We start from the raw sequence: 22608 nt of genomic DNA on the forward strand, positions 1-22608 counted from the left end.
ACGGCGCGGGTGCATGAGTTGTTTGAGGCGCAGGTGGTGCGGTCGCCGGGTGCGGTGGCGGTGGTGTGTGGTGGTGTGGAGTTGTCGTATGGGGAGGTGAATGAGCGGGCGAATCGGGTTGCTCATTGGTTGCGTGGTGTGGGTGTGGGGCCGGAGTCTGTGGTGGGGGTGTGTTTGGAGCGTGGTGTTGATCTGGTTCCGGTGTTGTTGGGTGTGTTGAAGTCGGGGGCGGGTTATTTGCCGTTGGATCCGGCGCAGCCTGTGGAGCGTTTGGGTTTCATGGTGGCTGATGCGTCGGTGTCGGTGGTGGTGACGTCGTCGTTGTTGGTGTCGGTGTTGGGTTCGGTGTGGTCGGGTCCGTCGTTGGTGGTGGATCGGGATGTGTCGGTGTTGGCTGGGTTGCCGGTGTCGAATCCGGTGGTTGCGGGTGGGTCTGGTGATTTGATTTATGTGATTTATACGTCTGGTTCGACGGGTCGGCCGAAGGGTGTGTGTCTGTCGCACGCGAATGTGGTGCGGTTGTTGTCGGTGGCGGACAGGTATTACGGGTTTTCGGCTGATGATGTGTGGCCGTTGTTTCATTCGTATGCGTTTGATGTGTCGGTGTGGGAGTTGTGGGGTGCGTTGTTGCATGGGGGCCGGTTGGTGGTGGTGCCGGGTTCGGTGGCGCGTTCTCCTGATGAGTTTGTTGATTTGTTGGTTGAGCATCGGGTGACGGTGTTGAATCAGACGCCGTCGGCGTTTCGGTCGTTGGTGGGGTTGGCGGCTGATGGTGATCGGCGTTTGGATGGGTTGTGTCTGCGGGTGGTGGTGTTTGCGGGTGAGCGGTTGGAGGTTGGTGAGCTGGTTCCGTGGGTGGAGCGGTTCGGGCTTGGTCGGCCTCGTTTGGTGAATATGTATGGGATTACTGAGACGACGGTTCATTCGACGTTTTACGAGTTGTCGGCGGAGGATTTTGTTTCTGGTGCGCCGAATCGTGTGGGTGTGCCGTTGGATGATTTGGCTGTTTATTTGTTGGATGGTTGGGGGCATCCGGTGCCGGTGGGGGTTCCGGGTGAGATTTTTGTTGGTGGTGCGGGGGTTGCTCGGGGTTATTTGAATCGTGCGGGGTTGACGGCGGAGCGGTTTGTGCCGGATCCGTTTGGTGGTTCGGGTCGGTTGTATCGGTCGGGGGATGTGGCGCGGTGGCGGGCTGATGGTGGGTTGGAGTTTTTGGGTCGTGCTGATGATCAGGTGAAGATTCGTGGTTATCGGGTGGAGTTGGGGGAGATCGGGGCGGTGTTGGCGGGGCATCCGGGGGTCCGGGACGCCGTCGTCATCCTCCGCGACGACACCCTGGTGGGCTACTTCCTGCCCGCGACCACCCCGGCGACCGCCGACGCCGACCACCCGGCCGACACCCCACCCGGCAGCGCCGAGCTCGCCGAACACTGCCGGACGGCACTGCCCGAGTACATGGTCCCGTCGGCGTTCGTCGTGCTGGACCGGTTCCCGCTGACGGTGAACGGCAAGTTGGACAAGCGGGCGCTGCCGGCGCCGGACCAGGACGCCCTGCCGACCGGCGAGGTCTACGTGGCGCCGCGTGACGAGGTGGAGGAGCGGGTCGCGGCGATCTGGCGGGAGGTGCTCGGGGTCGAGCGGGTCGGGGTGCACGACAGCTTCTTCGACCTCGGCGGCCACTCGATCCGGGCCGTCGCCCTGGTCGGCGCCCTGCGCGAGGCCGGCTTCCCGGCCGGGGTACGGGACGTGCTGGAGGCCCGCACCGTCGCCCGGCTCGTCGAGGCGCTGGACGGCCGGGACGAGGCGCGGGTCGAACGGGCCGTGGCACCGTTCGACCTGATCTCCGCCACCGACCGGGCGAAGCTGCCGGTCGGGGTGGTCGACGCGTACCCGCTCTCCCAGGTGCAGCTCGGCATGCTGGTGGAGATGCTCGGCGACGCCGAACTGAACCCGTACCACACGGTCAACTCGTTCCGGCTGCGTGACGGGCGGCGGTTCTCCGCCCCGGCGCTGCGGGCCGCCGCCGACCTGGTCGCCGACCGGCACGAACTGCTGCGTACCTCGTTCGACCTGGAGACGTACGCGGTACCGATGCAGCTCGTGCACGCCGACGCGACGATCCCGCTGTCCGTCCGGGACCTGCGTGGGCTGGCGCCGGCCGAGCGGGAGCAGGCGGTCCGCGACTTCACCGAACGGGAGCAGGCCGAACCGTTCACCGTCGGGGACGCCCCGCTGCTGCGGCTGGCCGCGCACGTGGAGAGCGACGAGTCGTGGTGGTTGACCGTCACGGTGTGCCACCCGATCACCGAGGGCTGGAGCCACCGCGCGATGCTGGTCGAGCTGCTCGACGCGTACCAGCGGATCCGCGACGGCCAGGCACCCGAGCCGGTGGAACGGCCGGCGGTGCGGTACGCCGACTTCGTCAACGCCGAACTCCGGTCGATCGACTCGGCGACCGACCGCGACCACTGGCGCGGCATCGTCGAGCGGTACGCCCCGTTCGCGCTGCCCGCCGCCTGGGCCGACCCGGCCGGCCGGGTCAGCGACGGCTACTCGGTCACCGTGGTCTGGGGAGACCTGGACCGGGAGCTGCGCGCCCTGGCCGCCGCGGCCGGTGCGTCGCTGAAGAGCGTGCTGCTCGCCGCCCACCTCAAGGCGCTCAGCCAGCTCACCGACGAGCGGCGGTTCTTCACCGGCCTGGTCTACAGCGCCCGGCCGGAGGTGGCCGGCGCGGACCGGGTCTACGGCATGTACCTCAACAGCCTGCCGTTCGGCTACGACGGCACGGCCGCCACCTGGCGGGAGCTGGTCCGCGACGTCTACGCGCACGAGACCGCATGCTGGCCGTACCGGCGGTTCCCGATGCCGGTGATCCAGCGCGAGTTCGGCGACGGGCGGCGTCTGGTCGACGTCCGTTTCTCCTACCAGGAGGACTTCGAGGCGGTCGACACCGACCTGATCGACGTCGAGAACGGGCTCGGCGACGGCGCCAGCGAGTTCCCACTGGCGGTGGCGGCGGCGGACGGCGGTCTGATCCTCACCACCAACCGCCGGGCGCTCCGCCCGGAGCACGCCGAACGGCTCGCCGGGATCTACCGGGCGGTGCTGGAGGCGATGGCCGCCGACGTCGACGGCGACGCCCGGGCCAGCCAACTGCCGCCCGGCGAACGGGACCGGCTGCTGGTCACCGCCAACCGGACCGATCCGGCACCGGTCCGCCAGGCCGTGCACCAGCTCTTCGAGGAGCGCGTCGCGGCCAGCCCGGACGCCCTCGCGGTCCGCTGCGGCGAGGCACGGCTGACCTACCGGGAACTCGACACGCTGGCCAACCGGTACGCCCGACACCTGCGGGCACTCGGGGTCGGTCCGGAGTCGACGGTCGGGGTGCTGCTCGACCGGGGCCCGGACCTGGTCGCCACCCTGCTCGGGGTCTGGAAAGCCGGTGGCGCGTACGTGCCGCTCGACGCCTCCCACCCGGCCGAGCGACTGCGTTACATGCTGGAGAACGCCGGCGCCCGGCTGGTGGTCACCCAGCAGGCGTACGCCGACCGGTTCACCGTCGGGACGGTGCTGGTCGACCGGGACGCGGCGGCGGTGGCGGCCCACCCGGCCAGCCCGCCCGACGGCACGACCGACCTGGACGGTCTCGCGTACGTCATCTACACCTCCGGGTCCACCGGCCGGCCCAAGGGCGTCCAGGTGCCGCACCGGGGCCTGACCAACCACGTCCAGTGGGCCGCCGCCGAACTCGCCTCCCGGGGCGACCGGGGCGCGCCGCTGTTCTCCTCGATCGCCTTCGACCTGCCGGTGCCGAACCTCTACGCCCCGCTGGTCACCGGCCAGCCGGTGCACCTGATGCCGGCGGACGTGGAACTGGACCGACTCGGTGACTGGCTGGCCGGGGCCGGACCGTTCAGCTTCGTCAAGCTCACCCCCGGCCACCTCGACCTGCTCGCCCACCAGTTGACCGCCGAGCAGGCGTCCGGGCTGGCCGGCGTGCTGGTGGTGGCCGGCGAGGCGTTCACCCGGCAGACCCTGGCCCGGTGGCGCGAACTGGACCCGGACACCCCCCTGATCAACGAGTACGGCCCGACCGAGGCATCGGTCGGCACCTGCGTCCAGCCCGTCACCGGGGCACCCGAGGGTGACGTGGTGCCGATCGGCCGTCCGCTGCCCGGCATGACCATGTACGTGCTGGACCGCTGGCTCCAGCCGGTCCCGGTCGGGGTCCCCGGCGAGCTGTACGTCGGCGGCACCGGTGTCACCCGTGGCTACGCCGACCAACCCGGGCTGACCGCCGAGCGGTTCCTGCCCGACCCGTTCGGACCGGCCGGCGGTCGCCTCTACCGCACCGGTGACCTGGTCCGGACGCTGCCGGACGGCGCGGTCGACTTCCTCGGCCGACTCGACGACCAGGTGAAGATCCGCGGCTACCGGATCGAGCTGGGCGAGATCCAGACGGTGCTGCTGGCGCACCCGGCGGTCCGGGACGCGGTGGTGGTGGCCCGCGAGGTGGTCCGGGACGACACGCCGACCGGTGACCGGCAGCTCGTCGCCTACTGCGTACCGGCCGGGGACGGCGGCGACCTCTCCGCCGGGGTGCTCGCCGAGCACTGCGCCACCCGGCTGCCCGACTACATGGTGCCGGTGGCGTACGTGCCGCTGGAGCAGATCCCGCTGACCGCGAACGGCAAGCTGGACCGGCGGGCGCTGCCCGACCCGGAGTCCACCGGCGCACCCGCCGCCCGGGAGTTCGTCGGACCGCGTACCGACGTCGAACGGACCCTGGCGGAGATCTGGGCGCGGGTGCTCGGCCTGCCCCGGGTCAGCGTGCACGACAAGTTCTTCGAGCTGGGCGGCCACTCCATCCTGATGATCCAGGTGCTCGCCGCGGCCCGGCAGGCCGGCCTGCCGCTCGCGGTGGCCCAGATGTACCAGCACGAGACCGTCGCCGAGCTCGCCGCCGCGGTGGAGGCCGAGACGACACCGGCGGTCGCGGCGGTGACCGAACAGGGACAGGTGACCGGTGAGGTGCCGCTGACCCCGATCCAGCGGCGGTTCCTCGGCCTGCCCGGGGACCCCGACCGGTACGCGCAGGCGGGCCTGCTCGACGTACGGCCGTCGGCCGACGTGGACCGGCTCGCCGAGGCGCTGCGTACCCTCGTCGCCCACCACGACGCCCTGCGGCTGCGGGTCCGTGACGGCGTGGCGGCGATCGGCGCGGACGTGCCGGCTGACCTGCTCACCGTCGTCGACGTCGGGCAGCTGTCCGAGGCGGAGCGGGAGGCGGCGGTCCGGGAGACGGTCGAGCGGGCCGCCGAGGGACACGACGTCGCGGCCGGCCGGCTGGTCCGGGCCACCCTGCTGCGTGGCGGCGGCGACGGCGACCAGCTGCTGCTCGCCGTACACCACCTGGCGGTGGACATCGTCTCGTGGCAGATCCTGGTCGCCGACCTGAACACCGCGTACGCCGGGGAGCCGCTGCCGGCCAAGACGACCTCGGTCCAGCACTGGGCGCGCCGGCTCGCCGAGCACGCCGCCGGGCCCGAGCTGGCCGCCCAGGCGGCGTACTGGCTGAACCGGATGCCGGCACCGGAACCGCCGGTGGACCATCCGGACGGGACGGACCGCGCCGCCGACGCGCGGACCGTCACGGTCACCCTGCCCCGACACCTGACCGCCGCGCTCACCCACCAGGTGCCGGCCGCCGGACAGGTACGCGCCGAGGAGGTCTTCTACGCCGCGCTGGCCACCGCGGTGAGCGGCTGGACCGGCGGCAACCGGGTGCTGCTCGACCTGGAGGGGCACGGCCGGGAGGAGATCTTCCCGGACGTGGACCTGTCCCGGACCGTCGGCTGGTTCACCAGCCTCTACCCGGTCTCCCTCTGGCTGCCGGCCAGCGGCGGTCCGGAGGCCGCCCTGCGGGCCGTCCGTGACCAGCTCCGCGCCGTCCCGGACCGGGGCGTCGGCTACGGCCTGCTCCGCCACCTCAGCCCGGACACCGACCTGGCGGCGACCCTGGCCGAACTGCCCGAGCCGAGGATCCTGGTGAACTACACCGGGCACCGCGCGGTGGGCAGCCAGACCGGTCCGGCCGGTCCGGACGGCGGGCGACCCAGCGCGCCACAGTTCACCCTGCCCGCGCGCCGGCTGGTCAGCGCCCAGGACCCGGACCGGCCGCGGACCCATCCGCTGCAGGTCACCGCCGGTGTGCACGACCACATGCTGACCGTGCACTGGACCTACCCGGGCCGACGCTACGACGAGGCCACCGTCCGGCGGGTCGCCGAACGGACCATCGAGGCGCTGACCGCGTTGATCGGGCAGGCGGTGCCGAAACCGACGAGCGGACCGGTGGTGGCCGGCGACGCGGTCCGGGCCGCCCTCGACGAGTACGCGGTGCCGGGCGCGGCGGTGGCGCTGGTCCGCAACGGTGAACTCGTCTCGGCGGACGGCTACGGCAGCCTGACCGCCGGCGGTGAGGTCCCCACCACCGCGGACACCCTGTTCCAGGTCGGATCGATCAGCAAGCACGTCTGCGCGGTCGGCGCGCTACGGCTGGCCGCCGCCGGGCGGCTGGACCTGGACGCCGACGTCAACCGTTACCTCACCGCCTGGCGGCTGGACGCCCCCGGCCCGGTGACGGTACGCCAGCTGCTCAGCCACGTGGCCGGGCTGACCGTGGTCCGCAACAGCGGCCAGCTGCGCGGGGAACCCGGGCCGAGCCTGCTCGACCTGCTCAGCGGTCGGCCGCCGGCGACCACGCCGGCGGTCCGGGGCGAACTGCCGCCGGGCAGCCAGTTCCGCAAGAGCAACGGGCACTACTGGGTGCTGGAGCAGTTGCTGACCGACCTGACCGGGCAGCCGTTCGCCGAACTGATGCGCGAGCTGGTGTTCGCCCCGCTCGGCATGGACGGCACCAGCTTCGACCAGGCGTTCCCCGAGACGTCGGGCCGGCCGGTGGCGGTCGGACACGACGAGCGGGGCACGCCGGTGCCGGGCGGCTGGCGGGTCAAGCCGGTGCTCGCCTCGACCGGGCTCTGGGCCACCGCACCGGACCTGGCCCGGCTGCTCGTCGCGGTCCGCCGGGCGTACCTCGGTGAGGGGGACCTGCTGCCGCGGCCTTACGCCGAGCAGCTGCTGACCGCGATCCACCGGGACGCGCTCTACGGGCTCGGCACCTCGGTCGACGACACCGGTCGGGAGGTCGAGTTCGGACACGTCGGCGAGTCGGTCGGTTATCGCGCGATGATGCTGGGGCGGGTGCGCAGCGGCACCGGTTTCGTGGTGCTCACCAACGCGGACTCCGGCAAGGAGGTGCACAAGGTCGTCGCGCTCGGCGTCGGCCAGCAGGACGGGCAGCAGTTCGGCGTCGGCCAGGGCCGCACCGAACTGGGCTACTGACCGGGGGCCGGGCGACCGGGGCCCGGCCACCGGAAGACCACCGAGCCGGTCCACCGGGCCGCGCGGGAATCCGAGAGATCGGTCGGACGGGAGACACCGTGACACGTCATCTCATTTCCATCAGCGACCTGACCGACGACGACCTGCACGCCATCGTGCGGCGGGGGGCCGAACTGAGCGCCGGGACGGCAGAACCGTCCCGGGCGCTCGCCGGCCGGATCGTCGGCATCTACTTCCGGCGTACCTCCACCCGGACCAGGACCGCCTTCTCCAGCGGGGCGCTGCGACTCGGCGGGCAGATCATCGCGTACGGGCCGGACGACCTGCAGATCCGGACCGGTGAGACGGTGGAGGACACCGGACGGGTCTTCGCCGGCATGCTCGACCTGCTGGTGGCCCGGACCGCGGACAGCCCGAGCGAACTGCGCGCGTACGCCGGGCACGGCCGGATGTCGGTGGTGAACGCGATGACGTCCGACGAGCACCCCACCCAGGCGTTGACCGACCTGACCACCATGCTCGTCCACTTCGGACGGCTGGAGGGACTGCGGGTCCGGTACGTCGGCGAGGGCAACAACACCGCGACCGCGCTCGCGCTGGCCCTGACCCGGATTCCCGACACCGAACTCGACCTGCGCACCCCGCCCGGGTACGGACTGCCGGCCGGGCACCTGCGGGCCGCGTCCGACCAGGCCCGGCGGTACGGCGCCCGGATCACCGAACGGCACGACATGGCGGAGCTGAGCGACGGGGTGGACGTGGTCTACACCACCCGGTGGCAGACCACCGGCAGCAGCAAGGCCGACCCGGACTGGCGGCAGGTCTTCGCGCCGTTCCAGGTCGACGACGCGGTGCTCGCGGCCAGCCCGAAGGCGGTGTTCATGCACGACCTCCCGGCGCACCGGGGCGAGGAGGTGACCGCCTCGGTGCTGGACGGCCCGGCGAGCATCGCGTTCGGCCAGGCGGAGAACAAGATGCACAGCGCGATGGCGGTGCTGGAGTGGTGCGCTACCGGAGGGCGGGCCCGGTGAGCGGAGCGCGTGCGCGTGGCGGATCCCCGGGCACCGGCCGGAGGTGGCCACGGTGACCTCGTCGGTCGCGGCCGGTTCGGCGGCACGCCCGGAGCCCGGCGCCGAACCGCCGCTGCGGCGCAACCGGGACTTCCTGCTGCTCTGGGCGGGTGCGGGCTTCGCCGTCCTGGGGGCGCGGATCACCGCGATCGCGTACCCGCTGCTGATCCTCTGGCACACCGGCTCGATCACCGGGGCCGGACTGGTCAGCACCGCCGCCCTGCTGCCGATGCTGCTGGTGCAGTTGCCGGCCGGCCTGCTGGTGGACCGCTGGGACCGGCGTCGGTTGATGATCGTCGCGGACGCCGGCTGCGTACTGGTCACCGCCACGGTCGCCGTGGCGGTCTGGGCCGGCGCGGTCTGGGTCTGGCACCTGGTGGCGGTCGCCTTCGTCCAGTCGAGTCTCGCCATCGTGCACCAGTTGGCGGAGCGTTCGGCGGTCCGGCACCTGGTCACCCCCGGTCAGCTGCCCACCGCGCTGAGTCAGAACGAGGCGCGGCAGCGCGGCGCGATGCTGCTCGGCCGGCCGGCCGGTGGTGCCCTGTTCGAGCTGGTCCGCTGGGCGCCCTTCCTGGCCACCACGCTGGCCCACCTGGTCTCGCTGGTGTCGCTGCTGCTGATCCGTCGGCCGTTCCAGTCCACCGCGCCGGCCGGCGTTCCGGGCGCCGCCCGCACCCTTCGGGCCGACCTCGTCGAGGGGATCGGCTGGGTGTGGCGGCGACGCTTCCTGCGTACCGTGATGATCTTCATCGCGATCAGCAACATCCCGTTCGAGGGGCTGGCGCTGGCGGTGATGTACGTGGTCAAGCAGGACGGCGGTTCGAGCACCGTGGTCGGCCTGCTGGCCGGGGTGAGCGGGGTGGGTGGCCTGCTCGGCGCACTCGGCGGTACCTGGTGGCTGCGCCGGCTGGACCTGCGGGCGGTGGTGGTCGGCGGCCTGGCCGGCTGGGCACTGGTCATGCCGGCGATGGCGTTCACCCGCGACGTCTGGGCACTCGGGGTCCTGTTCGCGGCGATGAGCTACATCGGCGGGGTGTTCAACGTGGCCGGCGGGATCTACCTGGTCCGGATCACTCCGGACGCGCTGATGGGCCGGGTCGGCGCGGTGGCGACGCTGCTCGGCTCGGGCACCAACTTCCTCGGCCCGCTGCTCGCCGGCTACCTGCTCGCCGCGCTGCCGGTCGCCACCGCCGTCCTGGCGCTCAGCGGGGTGATGGTGGTGCTGGTCGCGGTCGCGCTGGTCAGCCCGGCGGTCCGGTCCGTGGTCGACACCCCGGAGGGCCGCCGCCTGAGCTGACCGCACCGGTGGACCGCCGCGGCATCGGCCGCGCGGGACCGGGCGGGGCGGCGGCCCGGTGGCCGGCTCAGCCGCCGGTGTAGGCCACCCGGACGTTGCCGTTGCCGGCCTGCGCGTCGATCCGGCGTGGCGCGGTCGGATCCTCCCGCACGGTCACCGTCCGGGTGCCGGACTCCGCGCTGGCGTGCAGGTTGTAGCCGTCCGGCGGCGGCACGGCGATGGTGATCGCGCCCGAGTCGGCCCGGGCCAGCACCGTGGTCGGTGGTGTCGCGAAGCGCAGCGCCACGTCACCGGAGCCGGACCGGGCCTCCACCCGGGCCGAGTGCAGGTCCGCCCCGTCGACCCGGCCGGAGCGGGCGTGCAGCCGAAGCTCGCCGGCGACGTTCTCCACCCGTACGTCGCCGTTGCGGCTCCGCAGATCCAGCGACCCGGTCACGTCCCGGACCGAGACGGTCCCGGAACCCGTCCGCACCGTCACCACCACCTCCGGCGGCACCGCGATCCGGTACGCCACCGCGCAGCCGGGCAGGCGTGGCCGGGTACCACAGTCGGCGGTGACCAGCAGACGGCCGTCGGTGTGCTGCTGCCGGACCACCGGCCGGCCGTACGACCAGGTGAGCCGTTGCTCGACGGTGGCCTGCCCGGGCGGCCCGGCGGTCACCTCGGCGCTGCCGTTGCCCAGTTCGACGGCGAGTTCGGTGAACGTCCCCTGGTACGCGGCCCGCTCGGTGACCGTCTGCCGGGCCAGCCAGGACCAGGCCGACACCCCGCCGGCCAGTACGGTGACCGCGGCCAGGGTGTGGCCGACCGGCCGCCAGAACCCGGCCATCACGCCTCCCGCAGGAAGTGCAGCACGGCGAGCACCCGCCGGTGGTCGGCGTCGGCGCTGCCCAGCCCGAGTTTGGCGAAGATGCTGTTGACGTGTTTCGCCACCGTGCTCTCGCTGACCACCAGCGCGGCGGCGATTCCGCCGTTGGACCGCCCCTGCGCCATCAACGCCAGCACCTCGGACTCCCGCTGGGTCAGCCGCTCCAACGGGTTGGCCCGGGACCGGATCAGGATCTGCGAGACCACCTCGGGATCCAGTACGGTGCCGCCGGCGGCCACCTGCCGCAGCGTGGCCAGGAACTCGGCGACGTCGGCCACCCGGTCCTTCAGCAGGTAGCCCACCCCGCGGGTCGGCCCGGAGAGCAGTTCGGCGGCGTACCGCTCCTCGACGTACTGGGAGAGTACGACCACGGCGGTCTCCGGAAACCGGGCGCGTACCGCCAGCGCGGCCCGCAGTCCCTCGTCGACGAAGGTCGGTGGCATCCGGACGTCCACCACGGCCAGGTCGGGTCGCTGGTCGGCGACCGTGGCGAGCAGTCCCTCGGCGTCGCCGCTCGCGCCCACCACGGTCTCCCCGGCCGACTGTAGCAGCCGGACCAGGCCCTCGCGGAGCAGGACCGAGTCCTCGGCGATCACGACCCGCATGGCAACTCCACAGTGATCCGCGTACCGCCGCCGAGCGGGCTGGTGATGTCCAGGGTGCCGTCCACCGAGCCGACCCGTTGGGCCAGGCCGTGCAGACCGGTGCCGATGCCGGGTCGGGCGCCGCCACGGCCGTCGTCGGTGATCTCCAGGTGCAGCCGGGCGGCACGCCGCTCCGCGGTGATCACCACACCGGTCGCCCCGGCGTGCCGGGCCGCGTTGGTCAGCGCCTCGGCCACCACGAAGTACGCGACCGCGCCGATCGCCGGCGGCGGCCGGTCCGGCAGGTCGACCCGGAGCCGTACCGGGACCGGTGCGCTCGCGGCCAGGCCGGAGAGCGCCGCGTCGAGTCCCCGGGCGTCGAGCACCGCCGGATGCAGGCCACGGACCAGCCGACGCAGTTCGGCGAGGGCGAGCTTGGCGTCCTCGTGCGCGCGGACGATCTCGGTGTGCACCGACTCCGGGACTCCGGCCGTCTCCTGGCGCAGCATGCCGAGGTTCATCGCCAGCGCGGTGAGTCGCTGCTGGGCGCCGTCGTGCAGGTCCCGCTCGATCCGGCGGCGTTCGGCGTCGGCGGCGTCCACCAGGGCGTCCCGGCTGGCGGTGAGCGCCTCGACCCGACGGCTCAGCCGCTCGGCCCGGCTCGGTCCGAGCAGCGCGGTGGCGGCCCGGGTGTCCAGGGCGACCAGTTGGGCCGCCAGCCAGCGCACGGTGAGGCAGCTGACCAGCCCGACACCGGTCAAGGCGACCAGGATCGCCGGCTCGCGTGGGCTGAGCCCGAGCACGTTGCGCTCCGGCAGCGTCCAGGCGTACGCCCAGACGGTGGTCAGGCAGAGGCCGACCGCCCAGCCGAGGGCACAGACCAGGAAGCTGACCGGGGCGAGGACGGCGGCGCCGAGGTGGTAGCAGAGCTGCCGCCAGGTGGTGGCGGCCCGGGTCTCGGCGAGCACCCGGCCGAGCCAGGTGGGCGCGGCGTACCGGTCGGCACGGGGCGGCACCGTCACGCCGAGGCATTCCGCGAACCGGGCCCGGTGCCACCGGGTGAACAGCCGGACGCAGGCCAGCAGCGCACCGAGCGTGGGCAGTCCGAACAGCGGCAGCACCAGCAGGGCGGGCGCGCTCAGGACGGCGATCGGCAGCCCGGCCGCCAGGTGGGCGGTGCCGCGCCAGGCGGCGTACCAGCCCTCGGCGCGCAGCGCGGCCCGGAGCAGGCCGGCGGGCCGGGCGGCGTACGGGCGGGCGGCCGGCCCGGTCGGGACGTAGCTGTCCGGAACCACCTGACCACCATAGGCAGTCCGGCCCGGGGTGACCATCCGGTCAGGACCCGGGCCGGTATGGAACCTGGTACCCAGAAGAAGACGGATACCGCCGTTACCGACTTCCGGCGTTTCGACCGGAAAACTCGACCACATGGTGGCACGCATAGGACGTTTCTGTTACGAGCACCGACGGCTGGTGCTGATCGGTTGGTTGGTGGTGATCGTGGCCGGCGGGGTGGCCGCCGGTCCGGTGCTCACCAAGGTGGGGTCGACCCGGGCCGTCCAGGGCACGGAGTCCGACGACGCACAGCACGTGCTGCGCGCCGAGGCCGCCCACGGCCTGCGGATTGTGACGCTGGTCGACGGGATCGACCCGGACGACGGCGCCGGCGCCGCCGCGCTGGCCCGGGCCAGCGCCGACGTGGCCGGACGACCCGACGTGACCGGGGTGGACACGCCGGTGGCGGCCCGGGACGGCGACGGCGCCAAACTGGTGGTCACCCTGGACCGGTTCGAGCGCGCCGACCGGGAGGCCGAAACGGCCGCGCTGGAGGCGGTACAGGAGCGGTTCCGCCAGCTCGAGGCGGAACTGCCGGGGGCCACGGTCCGGTTCGGCGGCGCGGATCTCGTGCCGCGGCAGGCCGGCGGCGCCTCGCAGACCGATCTCACCCGGGCCGAGATCCTCGCCCTGGGGCTGACCCTGATCGTGCTGATCCTCATCTTCCGGGGCTTCGCCGCCGGCAGCGTGCCGGTGATCGCCACGATCGCCACGATGACCGGTGCGCTGATCGTCGTGCTGGCCTTCTCCTACGTCGTCGACCTGGACAACACCGTGCTCAGCGTGGTGTCACTGCTCGGGCTCGGCCTCTCCATCGACTACGGGCTGCTGCTGGTCTCCCGGTACCGGGAGGAACTGGCGGTCGGTCTGACACCGCCCGAGGCGCTCGCCCGGACCTGGGCGACGGCCGGGCGTACGGTGGCCTTCAGCGGCCTGACCATCGTCTTCGCGCTGGCCGGTCTGCTGCTGTTCGACATGCCCCGGCTGCAGGCGATGGGCGCGGCCGGCATCTCCGCCGCGCTGCTGGCGATGTTCTCCGCGCTCACCCTGACCGCGGCACTGCTGCGGGTGTTCCGTCGGTTCGTCAAGCCGTCCCGGCGGGCGCTGCGCCTCACCGCGCTGGCGGCCGAGCGCGGCCAGTCCCGCGACGAGGTGGAACGGGGCTTCTTCAGCCGGGTGGCCCGGCTCGCCCAGCGCCGTCCCCGGCTGATCGTCCTCGTCGTCACCGTGTTGCTGCTGATCGCCGCGCTGCCGGTGCTGACCCTGTCCAGCCGGCTGCCGCAGCTCGCCGGCCTGCCCCGCACGATCGAGTCGGTGCAGGTGGCGGACGAGCTGAGCGCCCGGTACGGCGAGAGCACCTTCCCGGCCGTGCGGGTGCTGGCCCGGACCGACCCGGCCACCCTGGAGTCCTGGGCGCAGCGGTGGCGTACCGATCCGCTGGTCTCCCGGGTCGCCCCGGCCGAGGCGGAGGGGCCGAACCTGGCCAGCGTGGCGATCGACGTGTACGGCGACAACCAGTCCGACGCGGCGCGTGATCTGGCCCTGCGGATCCGGGCGGACCGGCCGCCGGGCGTACAGAGCTGGGTCGGTGGTGACGCGGCGATCCTGCACGACCTGATGGTCCGGATCGAGGCCGGGCTGCCCCGGGCGATCGGGCTGACCGTGCTGGTGATGGTGCTGCTGCTGTTCCTGATGACCGGCTCGCTGCTGGTGCCGCTGAAGGCGGTGCTGATGAACGTGCTCTCGCTGGCCGCGACGTACGGGGTGCTGACCGCGGTGTTCCAGCACGGCTGGCTCGCCGGTCCACTGGACACCCTCACCATCGGCGGCCTGACCCCGTACCTGATGGTCACGGTGTTCGCGTTCGCGTTCGGGTTCTCGATGGACTACGAGGTCTTCCTGCTCGGCCGGATCAAGGAGTACGTCGACGCCGGGCAGGACACCGACACCGCGGTCCGGCACGGGCTGCAGCGTACCGGCGGGGTGGTGACCGCGGCGGCGCTGCTCATGATGATCGTGTTCGCGTGTTTCGGTGCCGCCCAGGTCGGCGACATCGAGCAGATCGGGGTGGGCCTGTTCGTCGCCATCCTGATCGACGCGACCATCGTGCGCTGCCTGCTGGTGCCGGCGACGATGACCCTGCTCGGCCGCTGGAACTGGTGGGCGCCGGGGCCGCTGCGCCGGCTGCACCAGCGGGCCGGGATCCGGGAGGGCGAGGCGGCGGTCCCGGCCGGGCACCGGGACGCCGCGCTGACCGGCCCGGCCACCGGTCGGTAGTTGCGGAGCCGCCCGGCCACCCGTCCGTGATCCCCCGCACGGACGCGGTGGCCGGGCCTGCTCCCGGCGAATGTGCCGGTCGACCCGGTGTTGCACCTGGACAGGGAGGTATAGCCCGGGTATAGGAGCGGTCCGCATGCTGCCTCCAGCGTCATCGGCGCGTCGTGTCGTCTGGCGGAGAGGGGCAGAGCATGGCTGGCGTGGACACCTGGGCTCCACTGGAGATTCACCCGTTCGACGTCGCGGCGGAGCCGACCGCGGAGGGGTTGCGCGGTTTCCTCTCCGACACGGCGAAGGTCGACGAGCTGCTGGTAAACGAGAAGGCGCTGGTGTTCCGCGGTTTCGGGATCACCGAGCAGACCCTCGACCCGGTGCTGGACCTGGCGCTGCCGAACCGGCTGGCGTACGTGCACGGCAACACCCCGCGCACCAAGGTGGGCGACAACGTCTACACCTCCACCGAGTACCCGGCCGAGTTCACCATCTCGATGCACAACGAACTGTCGTACGCGCACACCTGGCCGGCCCGGCTGATGTTCTTCTGCCAGCTGGCCGCGACCACCGGCGGGGCCACCCCGGTGGTGGACGGGGCCCGCTGGCTGGCGGCGCTGGACCCGCAGGTGCGGGCGGCGTTCGCGGACGGGGTCTGCTACCGGCAGAACCTGCACGGCGGCCGGGGCTTCGGCAAGAGCTGGCAGGACACCTTCGAGACGAACCGGCGCGACGAGGTGGAGAGTTTCCTCGCCCCGACCGGAGCGACCTGGGAGTGGCGGTCGGACGGCAGCCTGCGGATCAGTCAGCTCCGTCCGTCGACGATCCGGCATCCGGTGACCGGGGTCGAGGTCTGGTTCAACCAGTCGGACCAGTGGCATCCGGCGTCGCTGGGTGAGGACACCGCGTCGGCGCTGGCCCAGATCCTGCCCGAGGACGAGCTGCCGCAGTACGTCACCTTCGCCGACGGCACCCCGATCCCGCCCGAGTACGTCATCCAGGTGCGCGACCGGGGCCTGGAGGTGGCGGTCAACGTGGACTGGCGCTCCGGCGACCTGCTCCTGATCGACAACATCCTGGTCGGGCACGGCCGGCGGCCGTTCACGGGCGCGCGGCGGGTGCTCGTGGCGATGTCGGACTGAGCCGGTGCCCGCCATCGACGTGCGGTCCGACGCTCCGGTGTCCCGCGACGAAACGCTGTCGCGGGACCGCCGGCGCGGCCCCGACAACCACCACGCCGGCATGGACCGGCTGGAGCGGGCGCTCGGGGATCCCCGCGACCCGGCCGGGATCTTCTCCTACGCGGGGGCGGTGGCCCTGGACGAGCGGAGCGAGTTCCCGGACCGGGCCTGCCGCCGGCTGGACGAACTGGGTGTGCCCCGCAGCTACGTACCGGCCGTGTTCGGCGGCGACCAGGTCGACTCCGAGCAGCTCCTGCAGGTGATCAGGGTGTTGTCCCGGCGGGACCTGACCCTGACCATCGCGCACTGCAAGACCTATCTGGGCGCGGTCTCGGTGTGGCTCGCCGGCACGTCCGAGCAGGCCCGCCGGCTCGCCGGCGAGGTGTCCCGGGGCGGGGTGGTGTCGTTCGCGCTCACCGAGCGGGCGCACGGCAGCGACCTGCTCGCCGGGGAGGTGTCCGCGACCCTCGAGGAGGGCGGCTACCGGGTCGACGGCGAGAAGTGGCTGATCAACAACGCCACCCGGGCACGCTGGATCTGCCTGCTCGCCCGCACCGACCCGAAGGGCGGGGCGCGCGGCTTCAGCCTGCTCCTGGTCGACAAGGAGGCGCTGCCGGCCGGTGCGTACCGGTGTCTGCCGGACGCGCTGACGCACGGGGTGCGCGGCGCGAACATCAGCGGCATCGGGTTCCACGACGCCCGGGTGCCGGCGGACGCGGTGGTCGGCCCGCCCGGCGCCGGCCTGGAGATCGCGCTCAAGAGCTTCCAGATCACCCGTACGCTCTGCGCCGGCATGTCGCTGGGACTGGCCGACCGGGCACTGCGGATCGCCACCGGCTTCGCGGCCGGGCACCGGCTGTACGGCCGTCCGCTGATCGAGCTTCCGCACGCCGGTCGCACCCTCGCCGAGGCGTACGCCGACGGGTTCGTGGCGGAGGCGACCGCGCTGGTCTCGACCCGGGGCATCCAGGCGCTGCCCGGGGAGCTGAGTGTCGCCTCCGCGGTGGTGAAGTACCTGGTCCCGACCCGGACCGACCGGACCGTCACCGAGCTGGGCCAGGTCCTCGGCGCCCGCGCCATGCTCACCGAGGACTTCGCCGACGGCGGCTTCCAGAAGACCCAGCGGGACCACCGGATCGTCGGCATCTTCGACGGCAACACCATGGTCAACCTGAATGCCGTGATCAACCAGCTGCCGCAGCTGGCCCGCCGGTACGCCAGCGGCACGGTCGACGGCGGGCTGGTCGCCGCCGCCACGCTCGACGCCGAACTGCCCACGCTGGATCCGGCGCGGCTGGCCCTCACCTCGCGTACCGGGTGCAGTCTGGTGCAGGGTCTGCCGGCGCTGCTCGACGAGGTGGCCGCCGACGCCGCGGTGCCGGACGGACTGCTCGGACAGCTCAAGCAGGTACGCGGCATCGTCGACGAGTTGCACGATCGGATCGGTGCGTACCGGCCGGCCGCCCGGCAGGTGCCGGCGGAGGCGTTCGAGCTGGCCCAGCGGTACGCGACCTGCTACGCCGTCGCCGCCTGCCTGCGGCTGTGGTGGCACAACCGGTCGACGGTCGGCGGCCCGACGGCCGGGCTGTGGGCCGACGCGCTCTGGCTCCGGGCGGCGCTGGCCCGGCTCCTCGACGACCTGGCGCCGGACCTGGACCGCCAGTTCGCCGACGCCGAGCTGTACGACCGGCTGTTGCCGTGGCTGCGCGCCCAGCACCGCGACCACCAGCTCTTCTCGGTGCTGCCCTGCCGCCTCGGCGAGGCCGCCGGTGAACACCCGGGGGAGGGCGTCGGTCGGCGGCTCGGCGCGGGCACCGGTCACCGGACCGGTGCCGGCCCGGGCGACGACCCGCACGCCGGCACCGGAGCCGGGGAGGTCACGCCGTGACGCGGCTGCTCGACCCGGCGCGGCAGCGGCCGGCCGGGTCCGACCTGGAACTGCTGCTCGGCGACCCGTGGGACGTCGACAACCCGCTCGGGCACGCCGCACTGGTCGCCGCCGACGAGCGCGGTGAACTCTCCGGTCCGGGGGAGCGGGCCCTGCACGACCACGGGCTGAACGCGGAGTTCGTGCCGGCGGCGCTGGGCGGTCGGTTCACCGGTGCCGACCGGCTGATGCGTCGGCTCCGCGCGGTGTTCCGGCGGGACAGCGCACTCGCCATCGGGTACGGGCTGACCAGCCTGATCGCGTCGGTTCCGGTGTGGACCGCGGGTCGGCCGGAACAGCGGGACCGGCTCGCCGGGCTGCTGCTGGCCGGCGGTCGGGCGGCGGCCTGCTACACCGAACTGCCGCACGGCACGGACTTCGGCCGGGCCGAGTTCGCCGCCCGGGCGGAGGCCGGCCGGCTGGTGCTGAACGGGCGCAAGGACCTGGTCAACAACGTCGGCCGGGCGGACATGTTGCTGCTGTTCGCCCGCACCGACGCCCGCCCCGGTAGCCGCAGCCACTCACACCTGCTGCTGGACCGGTCGGACCTGCCGCCGGACCGGGTCAGCTTCGGGCCCCGGTACCCCACCTCCGGGGTCCCTGGCTGTCAGCTCGGCGGGGTGGCTTTCGTCGACTGCCCGGTCACCCCGGACGCCCTGCTCGGCGAGGCGGGGACCGGCATCGAGACCGTGCTGCGCGGGTTCCAGGTGACCCGCAGCGTGCTGCCCGGCATGGTGGTCGGCTCACTGGACACCATGCTGCGCACGGTGACCCGGTTCGCGCTGGACCGTCGGCTCTACGGCGGTTCGGTGGCCGACCTGCCGCAGACCCAGGCCGTGCTGGGCGGGGCCTTCGCCGACCTGCTGGTCGCCGACTGCCTGGCCACGGTGGCCGCCCGGGCGCTGCACGTGCTGCCGGAACAGGCGCCGGTACTCGCCCCGGCGGTCAAGTACCTGGTGCCGAAGCTGCTCCAGGACGCGGCGTACCAGCTCTCGGTGGTGCTCGGTGCGCGGGGTTACCTGCGCGAGGGCGACTACGCGATCTTCCAGAAGCACCTGCGTGACCTGCCGGTGGTGACCCTGGCCCACGCCAGCTCCGCGGTCTGCCTGTCGTCGATCATCCCGTCCCTGCCGGTACTGGCCCGACAGGGCTGGGGCGTACCGGGTGAGGTTCCGGACCGGCTGTACCGGTTGGACGCGGCGCTGCCTCCGCTCGACTTCGCCGGCCTCGGGCTCGCCGCCCGCCGCGACGACGTCTGCGCCGAACTGCTCACCGCGCATCGTGAGCTGGCCGGAGCGGCGGAACTGCACCGGCTGACCGGGGTGTTCGTCGCCGAGTTGGGTCGGCTGCGCGAGCGCGCCCTGGCCCTGCCGCCCAGGGAACGTACGGTCACCGCCGGCCGGCCGAGCTTCACGCTCGCCGCCCGGTACACCGTGGTGCTGGGCGCCGCCGCCTGCGTCGGCGTCTGGCGGCACGCGCCGGCCGGCTCGTTCCTGGCCGAACCGACCTGGCTGGTCACCGCACTGGCCCGGCTGGCGGACCGGCTGGGCGCCGACGGCGGGCACCGGTGGAGCACCGGTGCGGACGCGGAGCGGTACCGCCGGCTCTGCGCGGAACTGCGTGACCGGGTGGCCGACGCCCGGTCGCTCGACCTGGCCTGCCGGCGACTCGCCGGCTGAGCGGCCCTTTCACCGAACGGAGTCAGCGGCATGTCCGACACCACCATCTCCCGTACCCAGGCGGTGGCCGGGTGGCTCACCGAGCGGGTCGCCTTCTACCTCGAGCGGCCGGCGGACGAGATCGACCCGGACGCGCCCCTGGTGGAGCTCGGGCTCGACTCGGTGTACGCACTCACCCTCTGCGGCGACATCGAGGAGCGCTACGGGCTCGTGGTGGAACAGACCCTGCCCTGGGACTACCCGACCGTCAACGCGCTGGCCGGCCACCTCAGCGAGGTGCTGGCCGGGGCCTGAGTTCCCCCGGGGCCGGGCGCCCCCCCCCCCCCCCCGGGGGGGGGGGGGGGCCCCGGCCGCCCCCCCCCCCCCGCCCCCCGCGGGGGGGGGGGGGCGGGCGCGGGGGGCCCCCCGGGCCCGGCCCCCCCCCCCCGCGCGGGGGGGGGGCGCCCGGTACCGGATCCGGCCCCCCCGACGCCCGGATATAGAAGCTCGATAGGCGCCGATCGCACGATCGAATCGGCCCATGGCTGTGGCTTATGAACCAGCGGGATGGGCCTTCGCGTCGGAGTCGACCGGACCCGGCAGTGCTGAGGGGTAGGCCTGTGGCGACACAACCGCTAGACGGAATTCTCGCGACGATCGGGAACACACCACTGGTTGAACTGCGTCGGTTGTACCCGGACACCGACACCCGCGTCTTCGCCAAGCTCGAGCGTGCCAATCCCGGCGGCAGCATCAAGGACCGCTCGGCGCTGAGCATGCTGCTGGACAAGGTCCGGGCCGGCGAGCTGACGGCCGGCCGGTCGGTGGTGGTGGAGTCCAGCTCCGGCAACCTGGGGATCGGGATGGCCCAGATCTGCCGCTACTTCGGCCTCAGGTTCATTTGCGTGGTGGACGCCAAGACCACCGAGCAGAACATCGCCATCCTGCGGGCGTACGGCGCCGAGCTGGAGGTCGTCACCGAGCGCGACGCGCTGACCGGGGAGTACCTGCCGGTCCGGATGCGCCGGGTACGGGAGCTGCTCACCGAGCTGCCCCACGCCTACTGGCCCAACCAGTACGGCAACCCGCTCAACCCCCGGGCGCACGAGAAGACCATGCGGGAGATCGACGAGGCGCTGAGCGGACGGATCGACTACCTGCTCTGCGCCACCAGCACCACCGGCACCCTCAGCGGCTGCGCCCGGTACGTGCGGGAGCACGGCCTGCGTACGGAGGTGGTGGCGGTGGACGCGGTGGGCAGTGTGCTCTTCGGGCAGCCGGCCGGTCGACGGCTGCTGCCCGGGCACGGTGCCTCGATCCGGCCCACGCTGCTCGATCCGGGCGACGCCGCCGAGGTCATCCATGTCAGCGACCTGGACAGCGTGGTGGGTTGCCGGCGTCTGGTGCTGCGTGAGGCGATCCTCGCCGGCGGCTCCTCCGGGGCCACCGTCGCGGCGCTGGACCGGCTGATCCGACGGGTCCCCGCCGGCGCCACCTGCGTACTCATCTTCCCGGACGGCGGAGACCGCTATCTGGGCACCATCTACTCCGACGCCTGGGTCAACCAGCACTTCGGCGAGGTGGCCCACCTGTGGAAGGACCCCGGACGGGTACCGGTCGGGGCGGCGCGAGCGGCGGGAGCGCAGGGATGCTGATCCTCGGGCACGACGACGTACGGGCACTGCTCGGCGGAGCCGAGCGGGAGGTCCTCGACCTGGTCCGCGAGACGTACCGGCAGCACGAGGAGGGGCGTACCGCGGTGCCCTTCTCGACGTTCCTGCGCTTCCCGGACTCGGAACGCAACCGGATCATCGGCCTGCCGGCGTACGTCGGTGGCGCCGAACCGACCGCCGGCATGAAGTGGATCTCGTCGTTCCCCGGGAACCTGGCCCTGGGCCTGGAACGCGCCAGCGCGGCGATCCTGGTCAACTCGATGCGGACCGGTCGTCCCGAGGCGCTGGTCGAGGGCTCGGTCATCTCGGCGAAGCGGACGGCGGCCAGCGCCGCCCTCGCGGCCGACCTGCTCACCTCGACCGCGCCGCCGCGCGGGGTGACGCTGTTCGGCTGTGGCGTGATCAACCGGGAGATCCTGCGCTTCCTCCGGGTGGCGGTGCCCTCCCTCACCTCGGCGACGCTCTACGACACCGACCCGGCCCGCGCGGAGGACTTCGCCCGGAGGTGCCCGGAGGTGGCACCCGGGATCACCGTCTCGGTCGCGACCGGCGCCACGGAGGCGCTCGCCGCCCAGCCGCTCGTCTCGCTGGCGACGACCGCGGTGCACCCGCATCTGGATCTCACGGAGTGCGGGCCGGGCAGCACGGTGCTGCACGTCTCGCTACGGGACGTGTATCCGGAGGCGATCCTGCGGGCGACCAACGTCGTCGACGACGTCGACCACGTGCTGCGCGAGCGGACCTCGTTGCACCTGGCCGAGCAGCTGACCGGCCGTCGCGACTTCATCTCGGCCACCATCGGGCAGCTGATCGCGGGTACCGCGGCGGTGCCCCGGGACCCGGACCGGACGGTGGTCTTCTCCCCGTTCGGCCTCGGCGCCCTGGACATCGCGCTGGCCGACCACGTGCTCCGGGCGGCGCGGCGGCTCGGTGCCGGCGTCGGCGTGCCCGGATTTCTTCCCGGCGACGTGACCGCCGCGGCGGTCACCGGGCCGGTGTCATGAGGGACAACCCGAACCACGAGGGAGGCGGCAGGATGGCCGACGAGAACAGCGAGAGCACGTACCGGGTGGTGCTCAACGAGGAGGAGCAGTACTCGATCTGGTGGAGTGACCGCGAGTTGCCCGCCGGTTGGCGGGCGGAGGGCACCGTCGGTACCCGCGAGGAGTGCCTGGCCCGGATCAACGAGGTGTGGACCGACATGCGTCCGTTGAGCCTGCGCTGGCGGATGGCGGAGACCGGCGCGATCTGACGGTCGGCCCGGAGCACGTGTGGTGGCCCTGACGGCGATCCGTCAGGGCCACCGCCGTCGTTGCGGCCGGGTCGGCGGCGGGGCGCCGAAC

General features: G+C 72.9%; 14 protein-coding genes. 11 read left to right on the forward strand and 3 right to left on the reverse strand.

Going from position 1 to position 22608, the window contains the following annotated elements; all coding sequences use genetic code 11:
* Positions 1-33: 33 nt before the first annotated feature.
* The 3 genes from V1633_RS14205 (at position 34) to V1633_RS14215 (ending at position 9771) form a co-directional block, all read left to right on the forward strand.
* The gene (locus V1633_RS14205; RefSeq protein ID WP_331215194.1) at positions 34-7404 is read left to right on the forward strand and encodes an amino acid adenylation domain-containing protein; all 7371 of its coding nucleotides are present in this window, start codon (positions 34-36) and stop codon (positions 7402-7404) included.
* A 98-nt stretch (positions 7405-7502) separates the two neighbouring features.
* Positions 7503-8435: an ornithine carbamoyltransferase gene (locus V1633_RS14210; protein ID WP_331214764.1), complete on the forward strand. Its 933-nt coding sequence runs from the start codon at positions 7503-7505 to the stop codon at positions 8433-8435.
* Positions 8436-8487: 52 nt separating this feature from the next.
* Entirely contained in the window at positions 8488-9771 is a 1284-nt protein-coding gene (locus V1633_RS14215; protein WP_331214765.1) for an MFS transporter, read from the forward strand.
* Between the two features lie 67 nt (positions 9772-9838).
* Here the strand turns inward: V1633_RS14215 and V1633_RS14220 are convergent, their stop codons facing one another.
* The 3 genes from V1633_RS14220 to V1633_RS14230 are packed head-to-tail and all read right to left on the reverse strand — an operon-like array spanning position 9839 to position 12518.
* Positions 9839-10600 carry a DUF4097 family beta strand repeat-containing protein gene (locus tag V1633_RS14220; RefSeq protein ID WP_331214766.1) on the reverse strand — a complete coding sequence of 254 codons (762 nt, stop codon included), beginning with the start codon at positions 10598-10600 and terminating at the stop codon, positions 9839-9841.
* Entirely contained in the window at positions 10600-11244 is a 645-nt protein-coding gene (locus tag V1633_RS14225; RefSeq protein WP_331214767.1) for a response regulator transcription factor, read from the reverse strand. The genes V1633_RS14220 and V1633_RS14225 overlap by 1 nt, the downstream gene beginning before the upstream one ends.
* Entirely contained in the window at positions 11232-12518 is a 1287-nt protein-coding gene (locus V1633_RS14230; RefSeq protein ID WP_331214768.1) for a sensor histidine kinase, read from the reverse strand. Before V1633_RS14230 ends, V1633_RS14225 begins: the two co-directional genes overlap by 13 nt.
* Before the next feature lie 133 nt (positions 12519-12651).
* Between V1633_RS14230 and V1633_RS14235 the strand changes: the two genes are divergently transcribed.
* The 8 genes from V1633_RS14235 to V1633_RS14270 all read left to right on the forward strand — a co-directional run bounded on the left by V1633_RS14235 (position 12652) and on the right by V1633_RS14270 (position 22517).
* Positions 12652-14835: an MMPL family transporter gene (locus V1633_RS14235; RefSeq protein WP_331214769.1), complete on the forward strand. Its 2184-nt coding sequence runs from the start codon at positions 12652-12654 to the stop codon at positions 14833-14835.
* 191 nt (positions 14836-15026) lie between these two features.
* The gene (locus V1633_RS14240; protein ID WP_331214770.1) at positions 15027-15968 is read left to right on the forward strand and encodes a TauD/TfdA family dioxygenase; all 942 of its coding nucleotides are present in this window, start codon (positions 15027-15029) and stop codon (positions 15966-15968) included.
* A 4-nt stretch (positions 15969-15972) separates the two neighbouring features.
* Positions 15973-17895: an acyl-CoA dehydrogenase family protein gene (locus V1633_RS14245; protein ID WP_331214771.1), complete on the forward strand. Its 1923-nt coding sequence runs from the start codon at positions 15973-15975 to the stop codon at positions 17893-17895.
* On the forward strand, positions 17892-19613 hold the full coding sequence (locus V1633_RS14250; protein ID WP_331214772.1) for an acyl-CoA dehydrogenase: 1722 nt from the start codon (positions 17892-17894) through the stop codon (positions 19611-19613). Before V1633_RS14245 ends, V1633_RS14250 begins: the two co-directional genes overlap by 4 nt.
* 30 nt (positions 19614-19643) lie before the next feature.
* Positions 19644-19907 carry an acyl carrier protein gene (locus V1633_RS14255; protein ID WP_331214773.1) on the forward strand — a complete coding sequence of 88 codons (264 nt, stop codon included), beginning with the start codon at positions 19644-19646 and terminating at the stop codon, positions 19905-19907.
* 329 nt (positions 19908-20236) lie between these two features.
* On the forward strand, positions 20237-21247 hold the full coding sequence (gene sbnA / locus V1633_RS14260) for a 2,3-diaminopropionate biosynthesis protein SbnA (protein ID WP_331215195.1): 1011 nt from the start codon (positions 20237-20239) through the stop codon (positions 21245-21247).
* On the forward strand, positions 21241-22269 hold the full coding sequence (sbnB, locus tag V1633_RS14265; protein ID WP_331214774.1) for a 2,3-diaminopropionate biosynthesis protein SbnB: 1029 nt from the start codon (positions 21241-21243) through the stop codon (positions 22267-22269). Before sbnA ends, sbnB begins: the two co-directional genes overlap by 7 nt.
* Positions 22270-22301: 32 nt before the next feature.
* Positions 22302-22517: an MbtH family protein gene (locus V1633_RS14270; RefSeq protein ID WP_331214775.1), complete on the forward strand. Its 216-nt coding sequence runs from the start codon at positions 22302-22304 to the stop codon at positions 22515-22517.
* The last annotated feature ends 91 nt before the right edge of the window (positions 22518-22608 follow it).

This window comes from Plantactinospora sonchi (assembly GCF_036422035.1).
Lineage (GTDB): Bacteria > Actinomycetota > Actinomycetes > Mycobacteriales > Micromonosporaceae > Plantactinospora > Plantactinospora sonchi.